Below are 18056 nucleotides of genomic sequence, written 5' to 3'. Positions count from 1 at the left end.
AGCCGCGGGCCGCGCCGTTGACGAGGGTCAAGTGAAGTCAGGAAATGGAAGGAGGTGCGCGCGCCTGCGCGTGCGATCCGGCGCGGGCGTTCGTTAGCCGGAAGGCAAAATCGAACCAGGCCATCTGCTCGGCAACCCGATCGACGTCGATCACCGCGAGGTGCGGTACATCGACCGGCGCACCGGTTTGCAGCACGCTGCAAACCGAACAGCATCCGTCATGGGCGCGGTGATTGAGCTGGTCGGTCTGCCCAGCGCCTTGGGCGCCATTGCCGTGACAGATCACGGCGCCGGCGAGCGGATCGGAAGCGGCGATGCTTGCCGCCCAGCATGCGCCGATGGGTGCAAAAATCTGCACCACCAGGGCAATCAGGACAATTGGCAGAAAATGCTTCAGCCGGGCACGCATCACGATTCCATCCGCTTCAGACCTTAATCCCCATTGGAGTCCGAAGTCGAGATGAGGTTCCCGGAACTATGTTGCAGCCTCAAGGAAAGAAGGAGGCGAAAAGCGATGCCTTTTGCAGCAATTGGGGGGCGCCCTACCATGATACCAAGCCTCGGGCGTAGTGCAGCTAAACCCACAACCGATCGTTGCAAATTCCCAATCATTTCGCAGAGTGCTGGAATTTTGAACAAACGTTGCCGAAAATGGTGACAAGAAGAAAAAGATGGTCTACCAATTCAAGCTCAGGCTGGCCGAGAGGCAAAGCTTGGTGGTCCAAGTCTCGGGAGGAGCCCTGACGCGCACAAGCAGCGTCGCCTCGACAATCAAGATCAAATCTAAATTTTCGAGGAAATTAAGGGTCGACACAATTTTTGAGCAGGGCTCCGAGCCCTGCTCTTTTTTTGAGACGATCGCAAACGACAATGACGGCATCGTCAAACCCGATCGAGCGCAGTTTTGAACTCGCCGCGATACGCTGCGAAGATCTGACGCCGCTGGTCTATCGCCAATTATTCGACACGCATCCAGAAGCGCGAACGATGTTCCGCACCGATGGCGGCGAGCTCGTCATGGGCTCGATGCTGGCAATGACGATCGACGCCATCCTCGACTTTGCCGGCGAGCGCACCGGCCATTTCCGCCTGATCACTTCGGAAGTGTCGTCGCACGATTCCTACGGCACGCCGCGCGAATTGTTCGTCGCGTTCTTCGCGATCATCGCGCAGACGCTGCGCGATGTCATCGGCGCCGATTGGTCCGACGAGATCGATGCGGCATGGCGAAAATTGCTCGGCGACATCGAAAGTCTCGTTGCAGCGCAGTGAAGCGGCGCGCACCGATCTCATTGATACCGACGATCAAGTCACCCCGTGGCGCAATTGCGCCGAGTGTGAAAGACTGCCGCGATCCGCGGCGCGTGCAATCGACGCCGACGGCGATAACAATGATAAGCGAGGGAGCAAACGATGTCCGGAACTGACAAATCCGTTACGACCAGGCGTGACCTTCTTCAGGCGGCGGGCGTGGCTGGCGCTGCGACCGCGCTGCTTGGGGGGCTGGGCATAAATCCGGCGCTGGCGGCGGCGGCGCGTTCAGAGAAACCGCTAAAGGCTGCATTTTCCAACGCCGGCCTGCAGGCCACCTGGTGCGCGCAAGGCAAGCAGGCGGCGGAATGGTGGGGCAAGCTGTTCAACGTCGAGGTCACCTGGTTCGACGGCCAGCTCGACGCCGTCAAGCAGCGCGCCGCGATCGACAACATGGCCTCGCAGAAATGGGATTTCGTCGCGATCCAGGCGTTCGGCATCGGCACGCTGACGCAGCCGGTGAACAAAATGATCGATGCCGGCATTCCCGTGATCGACATGGATACGCTGATCGCCCCGCTCGACCAGATCAAGGTTCACTCCTTCCTCGCTCCCGACAACGAGTTCATGGGCGCGTCCGTGACTCAGGCGCTCTGCAACGCGATCGGCGGCAAGGGCAAGATCATCATGACGCAGGGCGCGCTCGGCCACACCGGCGCCCAGGGCCGCGCCAAGGGCTTTGAGTCCGTGGTCAAGCAGTTCCCGAACATCGAGGTGCTCGACACCCAGCCGGCGGACTGGGACGTCTCCAAGGCAGCCCGGCTGTGGGAGACCTATCTCACAAAATATCCGCAGATCGACGCGGCGTTCTTCCACAATGACGACATGGCGCTCGCCGCCGCCAACATCATGAAGGCGCGCAACCGCACCAACATCCTGATCGGCGGCGTCGACGCCATGCCGCCGGCGATACAGGCGGTCAGCGAAGGCCGCATGTTTGCGACCGTCCGCAATCCCTCGTGCCGAATCCATGGCGGCGCCATCGTCGCCGGCGTCGCCGCGGTGACCGCGGGCGAGAAGAGCGGCCAGGGTATTCCGAAGCATGTCATCACGGATGGCCCCGTCGTCACCAAGGCCAACGCGGCCGGCATGCAATGGATGGAGGACCACTTCCTGATCTGACCCCCATGCCCTCGGGACATCAGCCCATCCTTGAACTGAGCGACATCACGAAGGCTTTCGGCGGCGTCGAGGCGCTTCGTGGTGTCGACTTCGCGCTGTCTCCCGGCGAGATCCATGGTCTCGTCGGCGAGAATGGCGCCGGCAAAAGCACCCTGATGAAGATCATCGCCGGCGTGCACGCGGATTTCTCGGGCCGATTCGTGCTGGATGGAAAAGAAACCCGCTTCCGCTCGGTGCGTGATGCCCATGCGGCGGGCATCGCCATGGTGCATCAGGAACTCAGCGTCGCGCCCGATCTGTCGGTGGCCGAGAATGTGTTTCTCGGCAACCAGCCGACCAACCGCCTCGGCCTCGTGCAGTGGCGACGCATGGCCCGCGAGGCCGGCGAGCAGCTCAAGCGGTTCGGCATCGACGTCGATCCGATGTCGCGGCTCGGCGACCTTCCGATCGGCCTGCAGCAACTGATCGAGATCGCCCGCGTGCTGTTTTCCGGCGCCCGCATCATCATCCTGGACGAGCCGACCTCGGCGCTGTCGCCGCCCGAAGTCGAGCGCCTGTTCGCGACGCTAAGGCGGCTGCGCAACGAAGGCACCAGCATCGTCTTCATCTCGCATTTCATCGAGGACATCCTGCGCGTCTCCGACGTCGTCACCGTGTTCCGCAACGGCCGGAAGGTCGCGGAGACGAAGGCGGCCGAGACCAGCAAATCCGCGCTGATCGAGGCGATGATCGGCAAGGGCCGCGAGGCGCTGGAGGAGACCTATACGCACGACATCATGTTGCCGCCGGCCATCAAACGGCCGGTGGTGCTCAATGCCAGCGGGCTGTCGCTCGCCCGCAGCCTGCGCGATGTTTCCTTCGACGTCCGCGCCGGCGAGGTGCTCGGCATCTATGGCTTCATGGGCTGCGGCCAGCTCGAGCTGGCGCGGATTCTGTTCGGCAAGCTCAAGCCGGACCAAGGCTCGCTGGTCGTCGCCGGCCACCAAAAGGCCTTCCGCAGCACGGCCGACGCGCGGCGCGCCGGAATCGCTTTCGTGCCGGAGAGCCGCCGCGACATGCTGTTCCACCAGGAGCCGGTCTACAAGAACATCTCGATCAGCGTCCTCGACCGCATCTCATCGCTGCTGCTCAAACCCTCGCGTGAACGCGAGATTGCGACACGCCAGGTTGATCAATTGCGCATCCGCCCGGCGGCGGTCGAGCTCGACCTCGGCATGCTCTCCGGCGGCAACCAGCAGAAGGTGGCGCTGGCGAAATGGCTGAGCTACCCGCCGCGGCTGCTCGTGCTGTGCGAGCCGACCCGCGGCATGGATGTCGGCGCCAAGAACGACGTCATCCACATTGTCAGGGACCTGCGCGACAAGGGGCTCGCCATCATCGTGCTGTCCACCGAGCCGGAGACGGTGTTGTCGCTCGCCGACCGCGTCGTCGTGCTCAAACGCGGCGCGGTGGTGCGGGAATTTGCCAATGAACGGATCAGCAAGGACCGCCTGCTCGAAGCGGCGTGAGGAGACCGAAATGACCGGTGAAAGCGTGACAGTCCCTGCTGCCGATCGCAAAAGCCCGCACCGGCTCACCGGCTTGCTGCGCGCCCAAATGCGCAACATCGCCCCCTTCCTGACGCTGATCTGCCTGTTCGGCTTCTTTGCAGTGGCCAGCCCGTCCTTCGCGACGCTCGACAACCTCGGCAATATCCTGACGCAAATCTCAGTCACCGGCATCATCGCCGTCGGGCTCACCTTCGTGATCCTGTGCGCCGAGATCGACCTCTCGATCGCGGCGATCGCCAATGTCACCGGCATTGCGGTGGCCTATTTCACGCTGCAGGAGTCCTACGTCAACATCGCCAATGTCCCGATGCCCGGATGGGCCGCGATCATCCTCGCGCTGGCGCTCTGCGCCCTGCTCGGCCTCGTCAACGCGTTCGGGTTGACGGTGATCGGCATCCCGTCCTTCATCATGACGCTGGCGATGATGCAGATCGCAGCCGGCATCTCGGCGCTCCTGGTGCGCGGCCAGATCGCCTACAAGGTGCCGCCGCTGGTCTCGACGCTCGGGTCGACATCGATCGGGGGGATACCCTGGATCGTGATCGTAGCCGCGTTGATGCTGCTCGGCGGCCATCTGGTGCTGACCTACACCCGCTTCGGCCGCTACGTCTACATGGTCGGCGGCAACCGCGAGGCCGCCGAATATTCCGGCCTCAACGTCAAGCTCATCCTCGGCAGCGTGATGGTGATTTCGGCCGTCTGTGCCGGCATCGGTGGCATGCTCGGCGTCGCGCATTTCGGCAGCGCGCAGCAGAACGAGTTCGACACTTACCTGCTCGACTCCATTGCCGCCGTCGTGGTCGGCGGCACCAGCCTGTTTGGCGGCCGCGGCGGCATCGGCAATACCATTGTCGGCCTGTTCGTGCTCGGCGTTCTCAACAACGGGCTCGACCACGTCAACATCGACAGCTTCCTGAAAATATTGATCCGCGGCCTGATCCTGCTGGCTGCGCTGATAATCAATGTCTATGCGCAGCGATTGCGAGAGCGGGCAGTCGAGTGAGACCGGGTGGCCGGTCTTACGCGTCCGTTTTGTCCTGGACCTTGGTCGGAGCTGCGAGCCTGTCTTTCATGTCTTCGCAAATCTTGCGGACTTCCGCCGTCAGCAACGAACAGCTCTCGATCTGATCGAAGACGCGCTTGGCCTCGGCGCGATAGCGCTTCGCGGTTTCCTTCAGTTCGTCGGTCACCACGAGCGCGTCGCGCATCATGGCCTCGCATTGCTTGGCCCGCTCGGTCAGCTCTTCGCCCAGCGCCTCGATGTCTTTCGCAGCAGCTTCATATTCGCGGACGACAGCTTCGGCCGACAGCTTGCCGATCTCCGTGGCGCCGTCGCTGTGCTCGACGTAGTCAGGCATTCCGAGATCCGGCGCGCGTACGGAAGGCGGCGCGAACTCGGTCGGCAGAGAGTCGTGCTGGTCCAACTTGCGAAACTCCTTTTCGATCTCGCGCTCAAGATCGAGCGCGTCCAAAATCGGCGGTTTTACTGCACGTACCATGGGAATGCTCCCTTAACCAAAACAGTGAGCAGAGAGCAAAGCTCTCTCGAAAAAATGCAGCTTTGAGGGTTAGCCTGCCAGCGCAAGCAGGCAAACCGAAACACCGTGGTAAGATTGCTAGTTAACCTTGATGTCCGGCCTGGCGGTTAATTCGGGAACCGATTGCCGGGCGGAACTGCCTGATAGTACCTACGATCGTCGCGCAGGCTAGGTCGGTGCCCGCGTTGGAAGCGTCGTTTCCTAATGCAGCACACGGTTGTCGTACTGGCGGTAGCATGAGACAGTGATGGTGCGCCGTCGGGACCTGGACGGACGACCCCTTGTTAGCGAGTACCTTCAAATGGCTTCACCCGGGAGGTCACGTATGAATTCGCACCTCTTCATCGGTCTATTGCTGGCTGCGGCTGTTGCATTCTCCAGCCCCGCCTCGGCGGCGCCGAAGCGGGTCGATCCAGTCAAGATGTTCGATACAGACAATGATGGCACCCTCGATTTGATGGAGGTGAAGAAGGCGGCGTCCGCCATGTTTGCCAAACTGGACCCGGATCGGGATGGCACGCTCGATGCGCGTGAATTGCGCGGCAGGCTAACCGCCAAGGAGCTGGCTGCGGCCGATCCTGACCGCGATGGCACGCTGACGCTGGACGAATATCTGGCGGTCGTCGAGCAACGCTTCAATGCGGCCAATCCGGACAAGGATGGAACGTTGGACGCAAAGGAATTGGCAACGCCTGCCGGGCGGGCTCTGCTGCGGCTCATGAAATAGCGTCAGCTCGGAACAGGCATCCCCGCCGGGTGTCATCAACCAAAATCCGGCTGCCAATCGCGCACCTCGCGCGCCGCTTTTGTGACGGCTGCGATGCTGCGGAACGAGGCCGCATCGACCATCATGGCCCGGGCCAACCGCAGGCTGCGCGCCTCACAGACGGCACGCCGCTTAGCATCCTCAATCAGTTCGAAGTCGATGTTGTGCGCCAGTCCGAGAATGCGGCGGATGATTTTTGCGGCGGAGAAGCCGACCGTATCCTGGAACAGGTGTTCTATGTAGCGCTGCCGTTCGGCTTCCAGCCGCGCCGCACCCGCCTCGCCCTGGAACAGCGTCGCCGGATACGCGTCCCCGTTTGCCTCGCTGCGCCACAGCGCGAGGAACTTGCGGGAAAACTCCGTCCAGACGCCCTCGACCGTCGCCAGCACCCAGGCCTCGAAGGCGCGGCGGTCGCCGGGCGAGCGCTCATGGCCTGACGAGGCGAGATACGCCATCAGGAGGTTGGCGATCACCGCGCCGATATCGAAACCCATCGGGCCATAGAACGCGAATTCGGGATCGATGACCTTGGTTTCGCCTTCCGTCACCATGATCGAGCCGGTGTGGAGGTCGCCATGGATCAGCGCTTCCGGGCTGCTGAGGAATTTCAGCTTCAGGCGCGAGATCGCGACGTGGAGGTCGAGGTCTTCGCGGAACGCGCTCGCGACGGCATCGAGCCAGGGCTGTGTCCAGCGGTTCTGCTCGGCGACGCGATACGGATCGGTGAAGATCAGATCCTCGGTGATCTTGCAGAGTGCGTGGTTGCCGCCGAAGGCGGCAATCCCCTCCTTCTTCTCGGCGGCCGGTACCGCGAGATCGGACGACAGGAACAGCGTCCGCGCCAGAAAGGTCGTGATGTCTTCGACAAAGCGCGGATAGCTCGTGCCGGCCACCAGCCCCTTGCGCATGATGATGTGCGGCTCGAGCAGTTCCATGACGACGAGTGCGAGTGCCTCGTTGTGGTGCAGCACATCGGGCACCAGCGCGGGCGCCAGCCGCGCCTGATGCGTCAGCGCCAGATATTCGTAATGCGAGCGCGACAGCGGCAGCGGCCAGCTCTCACCGACGAGCCGCACATAAGGTAGCGCCTGCTTGACGGCGATACCGCCCGACGCACCCTTGACGATAAAGACCAGGTTGAGGTTGCCGTCGCCGACCTCGCCGATCGACCATGAATCCGGGACCCCGCCCAGCCGGGCCGCGATCTCGCCAAGCCCTGCGAGATAATTCCGCAGATCGGCTTCATGCAGGATGCGATATTCGCCCTGCCGCGAATCGGCCGATGATCGACGCTGAGAACTCATGCCGGTCTCCCCGTGCCGGCGTGGGAGTTCGCCCCCGTTTCGGAAATTTCGGCCGGCCTTTTCTTCGGCGGATCATAGCCGGAAGGCGCGGGCGGCGGCCAGCATGTTTACCGTCCGCCCTTGTCGCAGCGTCTCAAACGCGCTGCGCCAGCCAGATGGTATGGCCTCCGCAGCCGGGGTCCTCCACGACATGCGACACCACGCGAAATCCGTTACTATCGAGCAGTGAACGATATTCGGCGGCATCGAGGCTCGCATGGTACAGCGGCTCGCCGCCGAATTCTCCGATCGCTTCGCCATGCACGTGACCGCTGGTGAACATCAAGGCCGCATTCGGCGCGGCATGCGCGCGAAACACCGGAAACATCAGGCGCTGATCGTCGTAACCGAGGTGGAAGAAACTGTCCCATGCCAGGATGGCGGAAAAAGTCTGCTGCAGGGAAAGGCGGCGCATGTCGCCGACGATCCATTCCTGCTCCGGGAAACGCTTCCGGCAGGCGTCGATCATGTCCGGCGAAGAATCGACGCCAGTCATGGGATGGCCGAGGCCGATGAGATAGGCCGCCATCGGCACGCCGGAACCGCAGCCGAGATCGAGGATTGCGCCGGACGACGGAAGCAGCACTTGAAGCCGGTCGAGCCAGGCTTTTTCGATCAGCCTGGTGCGCGCGCGACTCTCGATCCAGTCCGCCGCCTTGCGCTGGTAGAGGTCGATGATCCCAGCGGCCTCGTCCGACACCTTTGGGAACTCACGCTTTGCGCCCGCGCCTAGAAGGTTTCCCGTTCCAGGAAGTTCGAGCCGATATCGGCCTTTTTCTTGATCGGGTCGTAGTCGCAAAACACGCTGTCGGCGACCAGCGTGTAGCTCGGGATGATCGTGTCCTTGTCGAGCTTGACCGACGTGAGGCCGATCACGGCGGTCCGCTTGCCGTCGGCCCATTTGAACGGCGTCGTGCTCTGCGCCCTCTCGCAGGCGGCAACGGCGTCGGCAAACACCGCGTTCTCGACGAACGCCTTGACCGTCCGAAGCTGCCCAAGGGTTTTCCAATTCATGTAGAACGACCCGGCAAGCCCGGCGGCGAGCAAAACCATCAGCAAGATTAAAATACGCTGAAAATTCATTCATTTCCCCAAAGCCGGAACAGACCAAAGGAATAAATTAACCGATCCCACCGGATTTGTCAGAAGTCGCATATTACCAGATGAAACCGCCAGCGGGCTATTGTCCCGCTGACCCGGATGTGAGTAACGGTATTGGCTAGCCTCTAACAATCGGATCGGGGACATCCGATGACGACTGACGATCTGGAAACCATTGCGCTGCGGCCAACCGTCATTGGCGGCGCCCGCCAGGACGACGACTTTGAGGTGATTTGGCGCGGCTTTCCAGTCGGACGGATCATGAAGCAGGCCGATGGCCCACATTGGTGGTGGGCTTGCACGGTCTATGGCCTGCCGCCTACTCCCAATGACCGGGGGCCTGCCATCAATTTCAAGGACTGCCAGGTCCGCTTCCGGCTCGCTTGGGCCAGGATCAGGCCGACGCTGACCGATCAAATCATTCAAGCCGCAACGCATCACGCCGAAGGACTGCTGGAGGAACAAACCGCGAAGGAAGCAAAGCCCAAGGCGCCTGAACCGCTTCAGGTCATGGACAATCACCGTGTGGCGCCCCGGCACCGGGTCTTGAAGGCCGGATCGATCGAGTTCAATGGCGGCGTCGTTGACTGCACCATCCGAAATATATCGGATACGGGCGCCCAGCTCGAAGTCGCCAGCCAAATCGGCATTCCCGATAATTTCTGGCTGGTGATCTCGGGCAGCCACACGCCGCGCCACTGCCGGGTTGCCTGGCGAAACGACAAGCGAATTGGCGTCGCCTTCGACTAACAAGGCGCGAAAATCACCAGGAGCTTTCCAGTTTTGCCCTGGCCCGCACGAGATCCGGGGTTTCAAATCCCTCGTCAAACGATCCATAAACATCCCTAAGCAGTGAGCAACACCTGCCGGCATCTGGTCTCAGCTCGTACAAATCGCACATGCTCAGACTAACTCTGAGTTCAAAGGATCTGGCTTTCTGCTCGCGCGCGACTTCCAGGCCTTTGCAAAAATATTGCTCGGCCTGATCCAGATTTTGATTCGATCGGAGACACGTTTCACCAAGCAAGCGATATATTTCCGCCGCATAAAAGCGCGTGGAGTTCTCTCCACTGAGCCTCAATTCCGCCTGTTTCAGAGAGTCGTACGCCTGCCGGTAACGTTTGTTCTTGATGTACGCATCTGCCAACAATCCCAAGGAGTACGACTCCAATACCAAGGCGCCGGTGGCCCGTGCCTTTTCCAGACCTTCTTTAATCTCGGCGATACCTTTCTCAAGCTCGCCTTGGTCGGCAGTTGCCCAGCCGCGGAAAATCAACGCCATGGCTAGATAGTGCACAAATTCATGCTCTTCGCAGAATGCGACGGCAGCGTTGGCCTCACCTGCAACAACTGCAGCATCGCCGCGAAGCTGATGCACGCGGAGCCCTATCGTTCTTGCAATTGCCTCACTGAACGGATGTTGAGATGCATCTGCGTATCGGCGCGCCTCCGCGCAAAGACGCAACGCCCGATCTGGATAGCCCAGCATCCAAACTGCCATGCTGTCGTATGACCTTACATGAACTCGCGGATCTTGTGCCGAGAGTTCAAGATATGCCGCGGCCTTGCTATCCTCGCAGAGGCTGATGCTACGTTCCAGCTCCGCGTGGGCAGCGGAAAATTTCCCTTGTGCAAACAAGGTAAACCCCAAGGCTTCGCGGGCAAGAACATTGTAAACTGAGTTGTCCGCGCTCTCGGTGCTCTTCAGCAAATGTTCGGCAAGGGATTGAGCTTCACCAAGCGAAGCACGAACGAAATTCCAGGTCCATAGACCGAACACCGCAGGCAAGATATGTTCGTCAAGACCACTCTCTTTGGACAGTTGGAGCGCTCGCGTGTACGCATGCTTCACGCTGTCAGTGCTCCAGCCCTTGGTCGCCCGGAGGGAGTTGCCGAGAGAGATTTGGAGCAGCAACTCCGACTTGTTGCGCAGCATCGGCTCACCGATGTTTGGAATCTGATTCAACCCTTCCTTCAGATGACCGATCGCCTCGTTGTGCGCCGAACGAGCCGCAGACTGTTTACCTGCTTCATACCAGTAGTGTAGGGCTTTTACGTAGTTTCTCGCTTGAGTGTAGTGATATGCAACGATCTCGGGCTGAGCTTGCGCTACTTCGGGGAATTTCTGCTCAAGTCCCCTCGCGATAGCGGCGTGCAGTTGCACGCGGCGGCTCTTTAGGAGCCCGGCATACGCGGCATCCCGCACCAACGCGTGCTTGAAGGTGTATACCGCGTTTGGAATTTCTCCCCGGCGGAACACCAGTTCCGAGCGCACCAATTGGTCGAGCGCCTCGTCCAATCTCTGCTTCGGCAGCCCGGCGACGGCACTTACAAGTTCGTAGTGGAACTCGCGACCTGCGACGGCACTAATCTGGGCCACATCCCGCACCGGTGACAGCCGATCAAGGCGAGCCATCAGCGAAGCCTGCAAGGTGGTTGGGATTGCGAATGAAGGTAGAGGACCGTCAAGAACATATTCGCCGTACCGCTCTTGCAGCAACCCGCCTTCGAGCACCATCTTCGTCAGTTCCTCGATGAAGAGAGGCACCCCGTCGGTGTGCGCGAGAATGTGCTCCATGACCTCCTTAGGGAGCGTCTTACCGCCGGTCACCCGCAGCACCAACGCCGCGCCGTCGCGTCGGCCGAGGCGGGTGAGCGGCACGGTTGTGGTGTGAGGATAACTCGGCCACGGGGGAGTGAATTCGGGTCTGGCCGTGATCAGCATCAGTGCCCGGAGCAGCGGCACTTGCTCCACAGCTATTGCAAGAAGTTCAAGCGAGGTTGGGTCAATCCAGTGTACATCTTCGAAAATAAGCAAAACCGGCTGCTGCGCAGCTAACCCATCGAGCTGGGCCAGCAATGCCGCGAAGGTTTTCTCCTTGCGTTTTTGTGGAGTGACGTCCCGCAGTCGGTAATGATCATCGACCGGCAGTGCCAACAAGCTCGCCAGAACGGCCAGGTGTTCGGGATTGTGTGTGGATTGCGCCAGTAGCGCGTCGAGCTTGGATCGCCTCTCCTGAGGTGAGTCGCCGCGCTCGAACTCGGCAGCGCGTTCGAGCTGGTTGATGAACGGGAATAATGCGCTGTGGGTATGATGCTCTGAGCAAAAGTAGCGCAAGGTGATGTGCGATTCACCCTGGATCCGCTCATTAAGCGCCAACGCGATGTGTGACTTGCCGATGCCCGGCTCGCCTGTAAGGGTCACCATCCGACCCCCATCGAAAGTAGCTTGTCTCCAGCGGCGTAACAGTAGCTCTATTTCCTCCTCACGGCCGAACAGAGGCGGCAGCTTGGCAGTGTGCGTCGCCTCGAAGCGACTCTCCACACCGCTCGTGCCCTGCACCTGATATACTTGGAGTGGCTGCGTCCAGCCTTTCAACGCGACGAGCCCGAGATCGCGGTAACAAAACGTTGCTTGGGTGAGCCGACGTGTGCTCGCGCAGATCAACACCGTTCCTGGCTCCGCCATTGCCTGCAGACGCGCGGCGAGATTCGGGGTTTCACCGACGACCTCTCGCTCCGCCAATGTCTTCTCAATCAGAAGCTCGGGAAGAAGCACAGTCCCGGTCGCAATGCCGATGCGTATCTGGAGTGTTTCAGCGACGTTCTGGATACTAGCCACCGCATCAATGAGCGCGAGCGCGGCGCGCACTGCCCGTTCAGCATCATCCTCATGTGCTTGTGGAAAGCCGAAATAGATCAGCGCACTCTCGCTCATATACCGGGCAATAGTTCCGCTATAATGGCCGATGACTTCTGCGATGCAGCCATGATACGCGCCAATCAGCGCTCGCATGTCCTCCGGGTCCAACCGCGCCGCGATGGCTGTGGAGTGAACCATTTCACAAAACATCACTGAGAGGTGACGCCGCTCGCCCTCACCCGCTTGTTTCGATTCGGCTGCTGTTTTAGCTGGTTGAGGCCTGGCCGTGTCTTCAAGCTCCGCAATCGCACGCAGCATCTTACGGCGATGACCTAAAACGACGCCCAGTTCTTTCAGGTCCTGGTCCGTCAGGTCGCAGAGAACCGAGAACTCAATGCCGTTTTCGCCGAAGCGCTCGGCGTACTCCGACAAGCCGATCGACTCGAGCCACTCGGTGACGCCTGTCATGGCGCTCCCTGCTCAGTTCTCGGTCCCCGGAGAGTTGATACAACACAGGATACCACATACGGACAAAAAGTGAATGCGTGACAAAGCAGGTATCGTTGGGACAACGCGATCAGCAACCAACAATGGACTCGTCACGAGTTTGAAACTGTTGGACGTTGCGGAAACGTATAACGATGAACACCGCGCTTAACTCTTCTCCATCACTTCAGATCCGATCGGGAGCCTTCGTTACCCAGCTACCCCATCGACTTCAGCCCAAGAGAACTTCTCGCTGCTCGTGCGAGAATACTAGTCTAATGAAAGTGCGATTCCGCCGCTGGCCCTTCGCGATATGCTGCACCACCCGACCCAGGGGTTGCGAGAAAAGCGACATAGGTTTCGGGTTTCGGCGATTCACGGCTTGACGAAGATGCCGCCCGGCCGCCGTGCCACCACCTCGTTTTGGGGGACATAGCTGATCGGAATGCAATTGCGTCGGTTCAGAACGGCAGCCCCATCAGCTTCGACAGCCGCTCGATGTTCAGATAGCCTTGGTGATAGGCCCACATCCCGATGCCGAACAGCACGGCCGAAATGATCGTGGTCCAGAGCAGCTTCCAGCCCATTCGTGCCATCACCGGCGCGCCGGGATCGGTGCCAGGCGCCCCCTCGCCGTCCTCGTGCTGGCTGCGGACGCCGAACGGCAGCGTGAGGAACAGCACAAGCCACCAGACCACGAAGTAGATCGCAAGCGCCGTAGAGAGGCTATAGGCCATCTAAGTTCAAGCCTGTTCGATTTCGACGAGCGCGCCGGAAAAATCCTTCGGATGGAAAAACAGCACCGGCTTGCCATGCGCGCCGATCTTCGGCTCGCCGCCACCGAGCACGCGCGCGCCCTCGCTGATCAGCTTGTCGCGCGCGGCGATGATATCGGGCACGTCGTAGCAGATATGATGGATACCGCCGTCGGCATTGCGCTCGACGAAATTGGCGATCGGGGAGGCATCGCCGAGCGGCTGGATGAACTCGATCTTGGTGTTGGGCAGCGTCACGAACACCGTGATGACGCCATGCTCCGGCAGCGGCACCGCGCCAGAGATTTCGGCGCCGAACGCGCTGCCATAAATCTTGGCGGCCTTTTCCGCATCCTTGACGGCGATCGCGACGTGATTGAGCCGGCCCAGCATGACACTCCACTCCCTGCCTTCGCGTTTCCCGGCCTACGACCAGTGCCCGCCTGAACCCTCTTATTACCTCAAACCACCAGAACATGAACGAGGCAAATCGGCTTCTTGCCCCAGTGCTCGTTGATCACAGCCCGCACCGCGCGGCGCACCGATTCCGATGTCGCATCCGGGTCGCGCCGCCGCGGCCGCGGCAGACTCTCCACCGTCGAGACCACCGTGTCGAACACGATCTCGTCGATGATCTCGCCGGCCGCGTTCTTCTCGGGGATGCCGACCAGATCGACCTCAGGATCGTCGGCGAGCTCGCCCTTGTCGGTCATGGCGATGGCGACGAAGGCGCAGCCGGCAAATCCCATCCGCCGCCGCTCGACCACGGCGCGGGATCTTGAATCCTCCAGGATGGCGCCGTCCTTGTAGAGCCGTCCCGACGGCAATTCGTCGATGATGCCGGGCTCGCCGGGCCCGAGCTTGACCAGATCGCCGTTGCGGCAGGTCAGCACTTTAGGCACGCCGGCCGCGCGCGCCAGCTTGGCGTGCTCCGATAGATGCAGCGCCTCGCCATGGACGGGGATCAGGAGCTGCGGCCGCACCCAGGAGATCATGTCGCGCAATTCGTCGCGGCGCGGATGGCCGGAGACATGGACGAGATCGGTACGGTCGGTGATGACCTCGATGCCCTGCGCCACCAGCCCGTTGATGATGGCGCCGACCGCCTTCTCATTGCCGGGGATGGTGCGCGACGAAAAGATCACGCTGTCGCCCTTGTTCAGCGTCACCTGCGGATGGTCGTCGTTGGCAATGCGCGCCAGCGCCGCGCGCGGCTCGCCCTGGCTCCCCGTGCACAGCGCCAGCACCTTGTCCGGCGGGAAGTGGCCGTAATAGTCGGCGCCGCGGAAATTCTGCACGCCGTCGAGATAGCCGGTTTCGCGGGCGACCTGCACCACGCGCTCCATGGCGCGACCGACCACGACCACCTCGCGGCCGGCGTCCCGGGCGGCATCCGCCACCGCCTTCACCCGCGCGACATTCGAGGCAAAGGTGGTGACGGCGACGCGGCCCTTGGCGGCGCCAACCAGCTTCTTGATGGTGGCGGCGACCTCGGTCTCCGAGGGCGAGCGCCCGTCTCGCACCGCATTGGTGGAATCGCCGACCAGCGCCAGCACGCCCTCGTCGCCGAGCTCGCGCAAGCGCCGCTCGTCGGTCGGAAGTCCGATTAGCGGTGTTGGATCGATCTTCCAGTCGCCGGTATGCAGCACGGTGCCGGCGGAGGTGTGGATCGCCAGCGCATGCGATTCCGGGATCGAGTGCGCGACCGGGATGAATTCGACGGTGAAGGGGCCGAGATTGATCCGGCCGCCTGAGGGCACCACCGTGACCGGAATTTTGGGCGGATTGCGCTCGGCGGCGCATTTGGCCTCGAACAGGGCGGCGCTGAACTTGGTCGCGTAGACCTTGCACTGCAGCTTCGGCCAGAGGTCGATGATGGCGCCGAAATGATCCTCATGGGCGTGCGTCAGCACCAGGCCCATCAGGTTGTCGCGTTCCTTTTCCAGGAAACCGATGTCGGGCATGATCAGGTCGATGCCCGGCAGATGCTCCTCGTCGCCGAAGGAGACACCGAGATCGACCGCCAGCCAGGAGCGCTGGTGGCGGTTGCCGAGGCCATAGATCGACAGGTTCATGCCGATCTCGCCGACGCCGCCAAGCGGGGCAAATGTTAGTTCATCCGGCCGCGCCATCAGGCCGCTCCCACAGACGCCGCGGTGCCGAAATAGACTTCGCCGGCCGTGATCGGCATGCGCCTGCCCTCCGCGGTGCGGACGATCAGGCAGCCGGTTTCATCGATCGTATCGAACGTGCCTTCCACCGTTGCGGTTCCGGTCTTGATCGCGACCGGCTCACCGACGCCGAAGGCGCTTTCCAGCCAGGCTTTGCGGATTTCACCGAAGCCGCGGCCCTTGTCCCAGATGCCGCGGAACTCGACCCAGGCGTCCGACAGCGCGGCAAACAGCTCCTCCGCGCTGACATGCACCCCAAGCGCATTGAGCGAGATTGCAGGCGTCGGCGTCCCCTCGGGCGCCGCGACGATGTTGGTGCCGATCCCTGCCACGACGGCGAGGCCGTCAGCCATGGCCTCGGCCTCCACCAGAAGGCCGCACAGCTTTTGCCCGCGGACCAGAACGTCGTTCGGCCATTTCAAGAGATAATTCAGTTGATCCGATCCGGCGAGCCGCAGGTTGGCTTCCACGCTGACGCGTTGCAGCGCTGCCGCGTGCGCCAGGCCGAAGGCAAAGCCCATGGTCGCCGCGACGGCCGGAGTAACATCCATGACCTCCAGCACGCTGCTGGCGAGGTTGCCACGCGACGCGACCCACGCCCGCTGCCGGCGGCCCCGCCCCGAGGTCTGTTCCGCCGTGACGAACCATATCGGCCCGCGCTCGCCCTCGCGGGCGCGCGCCATGGCTTCGGTATTGGTGGAACCGATCTTATCGAAGGCGGCGAGACGATAGCCCGCCGATGTGGCTTTGGGACCGAGCGAGAAAGTCATTTCCGGTTTCTGCGCATGATCCGGTGCGAAGCCGAATGTCGGTTTTCGCAGATCATGCGCCTAAAAAGAGCGACTTCGCCGCCGCCGTGGCGACGCTGACCAGCGGCCCCGGATAGACGAAGAAGAAGATGTTGAAGATGCCCGCGACCGCCAGCACCGTGCGCAGCTCGATGCGCATCGGCTCGATCTGGCCGGCCGGCTCGTCGAAATACATCACCTTGACGATAGTGAGATAGTAGAACGCGCCCACGACGCTGGTCAGCACGCCGATCACCGCGAGCGTGAACAGGCCCGCCTTGATCGCGGCGACGAACACATACCATTTGGCGAAGAAGCCCGCGAGCGGCGGGATGCCGGCCAGCGAGAACAGCAGCATGGCGAAGAAGAAGGCCAGCATCGGATTGGTGCGCGACAGACCTGCGAAGTCGCTGATCTCCTCCATCGGCTGGCCGCTCCGCTTCATGGCGAGGATCACGGCGAACGAGCCGAGCGTCATCGCGACATAGATCGCGATGTAGACCAGCACGCCCTGCGCCCCCTCCACTGTGCCGGAGGCAAGGCCGACCAGCGCAAAGCCCATATGACCGATCGAGGAATAGGCCATCAGGCGCTTAATGTTCTTCTGCCCGATGGCGGCGAATGAGCCCAGCGCCATCGAGGCGATCGCGACGAACACCAGGATCTGCTGCCATTGCGGCACGATGCCCGGGAACGCGGTCAACGTCACGCGGGTGAACACCGCAAGAGCCGCGACCTTCGGCGCGGAGGCAAAGAATGCGGTGACCGGCGTCGGCGCGCCTTCATAGACGTCCGGCGTCCACATATGGAACGGCACGGCCGACACCTTGAAGCAGAGCCCGGCCAGCAGGAAGACGAGGCCGAACACGATGCCGACGCTGCCGGTCTTCACGGCCGCTGCGATGCCGGCGAAATCGACCGTGCCGGTGAAGCCGTAGACCAGCGAGGCCCCGTACAGCAGCATGCCGGAGGACAGCGCGCCGAGCACGAAATACTTCAGGCCGGCCTCGGTGGACTTGGCGTTGTCGCGGTTGGAGGCGGCGACGACGTAGAGCGCAAGCGACATCAGCTCGAGCCCGAGATAGAGCATGATCAGGTCGCCGGCCGAGATCAGCACCATCATGCCGAGCGTCGAGAGCAGCACCAGGATCGAATATTCGAAAGTCCGGCTCGACGGATTGGAGAGGAATTCCACGGAGAGGATCAGCGTCGCCGCCGAGCCGATGATCGCGAGAATCTTCAGGAAGCGGGCAAAATCGTCGACGATGAAGCTGCCGCCGAAGGTCGTCAGCTTGCCGGCCGGCAGCATCAGCTCCATCAGGCCCGTGACGACGAGCAGCACCACCGCAAGGCTGGAGACGATCCGGGTCGTGCCCTCGCCGCGATAGGCGCCCAGCATCAACAGCGCCATGGCGCCGACGGCCAGCACCATCTCCGGCAGCACCGGCAGCAACTGATATCCTGCACTGGAAAAGCTCATAG

At 61.9% G+C, this 18056-nt stretch carries 18 protein-coding genes; 7 read left to right on the top strand and 11 right to left on the bottom strand.

The features are described 5' to 3' along the window. Positions 1-37: 37 nt before the first annotated feature. Positions 38-409, bottom strand: a complete 372-nt coding sequence (locus tag RX331_RS17725) for a DUF2946 domain-containing protein (protein ID WP_317257736.1) — start codon at positions 407-409, stop codon at positions 38-40. Between the two features lie 262 nt (positions 410-671). On the opposite strand from RX331_RS17725, the gene RX331_RS17720 reads away from it, so the two are divergent. The 5 genes from RX331_RS17720 (at position 672) to RX331_RS17700 (ending at position 4986) form a co-directional block, all read left to right on the top strand. Next, entirely contained in the window at positions 672-908 is a 237-nt protein-coding gene (locus RX331_RS17720) for a hypothetical protein (RefSeq protein ID WP_317257735.1), read from the top strand. Next, positions 871-1272 (top strand): globin, encoded by a 402-nt coding sequence (locus RX331_RS17715; RefSeq protein ID WP_317257734.1) that lies wholly within the window; start codon positions 871-873, stop codon positions 1270-1272. The genes RX331_RS17720 and RX331_RS17715 overlap by 38 nt, the downstream gene beginning before the upstream one ends. Before the next feature lie 141 nt (positions 1273-1413). Further along, on the top strand, positions 1414-2433 hold the full coding sequence (locus RX331_RS17710; protein WP_317257733.1) for a sugar ABC transporter substrate-binding protein: 1020 nt from the start codon (positions 1414-1416) through the stop codon (positions 2431-2433). Between the two features lie 5 nt (positions 2434-2438). Further along, positions 2439-3941, top strand: coding sequence for a sugar ABC transporter ATP-binding protein (locus tag RX331_RS17705; RefSeq protein WP_317257732.1), 1503 nt, complete (start codon positions 2439-2441; stop codon positions 3939-3941). A 10-nt stretch (positions 3942-3951) separates the two neighbouring features. Then, the gene (locus RX331_RS17700) at positions 3952-4986 is read left to right on the top strand and encodes an ABC transporter permease (RefSeq protein WP_317257731.1); all 1035 of its coding nucleotides are present in this window, start codon (positions 3952-3954) and stop codon (positions 4984-4986) included. 16 nt (positions 4987-5002) lie between these two features. On the opposite strand, the gene RX331_RS17695 is transcribed toward RX331_RS17700, so the two are convergent. Beyond that, positions 5003-5482 carry a hypothetical protein gene (locus tag RX331_RS17695; protein ID WP_317257730.1) on the bottom strand — a complete coding sequence of 160 codons (480 nt, stop codon included), beginning with the start codon at positions 5480-5482 and terminating at the stop codon, positions 5003-5005. 364 nt (positions 5483-5846) lie between these two features. Between RX331_RS17695 and RX331_RS17690 the strand changes: the two genes are divergently transcribed. Next, a complete protein-coding gene (locus RX331_RS17690) occupies positions 5847-6248 on the top strand; it encodes a calcium-binding protein (protein ID WP_410708287.1) in 402 nt (133 codons plus the stop codon). 35 nt (positions 6249-6283) lie between these two features. Here RX331_RS17690 and mtnK read toward each other — a convergent pair whose 3' ends face one another. From mtnK to RX331_RS17675, 3 genes are all read right to left on the bottom strand, one after another. Continuing rightward, positions 6284-7591, bottom strand: coding sequence for an S-methyl-5-thioribose kinase (mtnK, locus tag RX331_RS17685; protein WP_317257728.1), 1308 nt, complete (start codon positions 7589-7591; stop codon positions 6284-6286). A 133-nt stretch (positions 7592-7724) separates the two neighbouring features. Further along, the gene (locus tag RX331_RS17680) at positions 7725-8330 is read right to left on the bottom strand and encodes a class I SAM-dependent methyltransferase (protein WP_317257727.1); all 606 of its coding nucleotides are present in this window, start codon (positions 8328-8330) and stop codon (positions 7725-7727) included. A 29-nt stretch (positions 8331-8359) separates the two neighbouring features. Next, positions 8360-8713 carry a hypothetical protein gene (locus RX331_RS17675; RefSeq protein WP_317257726.1) on the bottom strand — a complete coding sequence of 118 codons (354 nt, stop codon included), beginning with the start codon at positions 8711-8713 and terminating at the stop codon, positions 8360-8362. Positions 8714-9241: 528 nt separating this feature from the next. Between RX331_RS17675 and RX331_RS17670 the strand changes: the two genes are divergently transcribed. After that, entirely contained in the window at positions 9242-9481 is a 240-nt protein-coding gene (locus RX331_RS17670; protein ID WP_317258164.1) for a PilZ domain-containing protein, read from the top strand. Between the two features lie 13 nt (positions 9482-9494). Here RX331_RS17670 and RX331_RS17665 read toward each other — a convergent pair whose 3' ends face one another. The 6 genes from RX331_RS17665 to nuoN form a co-directional block, all read right to left on the bottom strand. After that, on the bottom strand, positions 9495-12842 hold the full coding sequence (locus RX331_RS17665) for an AAA family ATPase (protein WP_317257725.1): 3348 nt from the start codon (positions 12840-12842) through the stop codon (positions 9495-9497). A gap of 479 nt (positions 12843-13321) precedes the next feature. Then, positions 13322-13597, bottom strand: a complete 276-nt coding sequence (locus RX331_RS17660) for a DUF1467 family protein (RefSeq protein WP_317257724.1) — start codon at positions 13595-13597, stop codon at positions 13322-13324. 6 nt (positions 13598-13603) lie between these two features. Then, a complete protein-coding gene (gene mce / locus RX331_RS17655) occupies positions 13604-14008 on the bottom strand; it encodes a methylmalonyl-CoA epimerase (RefSeq protein WP_317257723.1) in 405 nt (134 codons plus the stop codon). Between the two features lie 68 nt (positions 14009-14076). After that, entirely contained in the window at positions 14077-15747 is a 1671-nt protein-coding gene (locus RX331_RS17650) for a ribonuclease J (RefSeq protein ID WP_317257722.1), read from the bottom strand. Then, positions 15747-16556, bottom strand: a complete 810-nt coding sequence (locus tag RX331_RS17645; RefSeq protein WP_317257721.1) for a biotin--[acetyl-CoA-carboxylase] ligase — start codon at positions 16554-16556, stop codon at positions 15747-15749. Before RX331_RS17645 ends, RX331_RS17650 begins: the two co-directional genes overlap by 1 nt. Before the next feature lie 52 nt (positions 16557-16608). Next, on the bottom strand, positions 16609-18054 hold the full coding sequence (gene nuoN / locus RX331_RS17640; RefSeq protein WP_317257720.1) for an NADH-quinone oxidoreductase subunit NuoN: 1446 nt from the start codon (positions 18052-18054) through the stop codon (positions 16609-16611). Between the last annotated feature and the right edge of the window lie 2 nt (positions 18055-18056).

It is taken from the genome of Bradyrhizobium sp. BWA-3-5, from assembly GCF_032917985.1.
Classification (GTDB): domain Bacteria; phylum Pseudomonadota; class Alphaproteobacteria; order Rhizobiales; family Xanthobacteraceae; genus Bradyrhizobium.
This window is presented reverse-complemented; position numbering and strand designations above follow the sequence as displayed.

What these genes read in the sequence shown, in the direction of transcription:
- RX331_RS17725 (WP_317257736.1), bottom strand. Translation starts at nt 409, where the DNA reads ATGCGTGCCCGGCTGAAGCATTTTCTGCCAATTGTCCTGATTGCCCTG.
- RX331_RS17720 (WP_317257735.1), top strand. Translation starts at nt 672, where the DNA reads ATGGTCTACCAATTCAAGCTCAGGCTGGCCGAGAGGCAAAGCTTGGTG.
- RX331_RS17715 (WP_317257734.1), top strand. Translation starts at nt 871, where the DNA reads ATGACGGCATCGTCAAACCCGATCGAGCGCAGTTTTGAACTCGCCGCG.
- RX331_RS17710 (WP_317257733.1), top strand. Translation starts at nt 1,414, where the DNA reads ATGTCCGGAACTGACAAATCCGTTACGACCAGGCGTGACCTTCTTCAG.
- RX331_RS17705 (WP_317257732.1), top strand. Translation starts at nt 2,439, where the DNA reads ATGCCCTCGGGACATCAGCCCATCCTTGAACTGAGCGACATCACGAAG.
- RX331_RS17700 (WP_317257731.1), top strand. Translation starts at nt 3,952, where the DNA reads ATGACCGGTGAAAGCGTGACAGTCCCTGCTGCCGATCGCAAAAGCCCG.
- RX331_RS17695 (WP_317257730.1), bottom strand. Translation starts at nt 5,482, where the DNA reads ATGGTACGTGCAGTAAAACCGCCGATTTTGGACGCGCTCGATCTTGAG.
- RX331_RS17690 (WP_410708287.1), top strand. Translation starts at nt 5,847, where the DNA reads ATGAATTCGCACCTCTTCATCGGTCTATTGCTGGCTGCGGCTGTTGCA.
- mtnK (WP_317257728.1), bottom strand. Translation starts at nt 7,591, where the DNA reads ATGAGTTCTCAGCGTCGATCATCGGCCGATTCGCGGCAGGGCGAATAT.
- RX331_RS17675 (WP_317257726.1), bottom strand. Translation starts at nt 8,713, where the DNA reads ATGAATTTTCAGCGTATTTTAATCTTGCTGATGGTTTTGCTCGCCGCC.
- RX331_RS17670 (WP_317258164.1), top strand. Translation starts at nt 9,242, where the DNA reads ATGGACAATCACCGTGTGGCGCCCCGGCACCGGGTCTTGAAGGCCGGA.
- RX331_RS17665 (WP_317257725.1), bottom strand. Translation starts at nt 12,842, where the DNA reads ATGACAGGCGTCACCGAGTGGCTCGAGTCGATCGGCTTGTCGGAGTAC.
- RX331_RS17660 (WP_317257724.1), bottom strand. Translation starts at nt 13,597, where the DNA reads ATGGCCTATAGCCTCTCTACGGCGCTTGCGATCTACTTCGTGGTCTGG.
- mce (WP_317257723.1), bottom strand. Translation starts at nt 14,008, where the DNA reads ATGCTGGGCCGGCTCAATCACGTCGCGATCGCCGTCAAGGATGCGGAA.
- RX331_RS17650 (WP_317257722.1), bottom strand. Translation starts at nt 15,747, where the DNA reads ATGGCGCGGCCGGATGAACTAACATTTGCCCCGCTTGGCGGCGTCGGC.
- RX331_RS17645 (WP_317257721.1), bottom strand. Translation starts at nt 16,556, where the DNA reads ATGACTTTCTCGCTCGGTCCCAAAGCCACATCGGCGGGCTATCGTCTC.
- nuoN (WP_317257720.1), bottom strand. Translation starts at nt 18,054, where the DNA reads ATGAGCTTTTCCAGTGCAGGATATCAGTTGCTGCCGGTGCTGCCGGAG.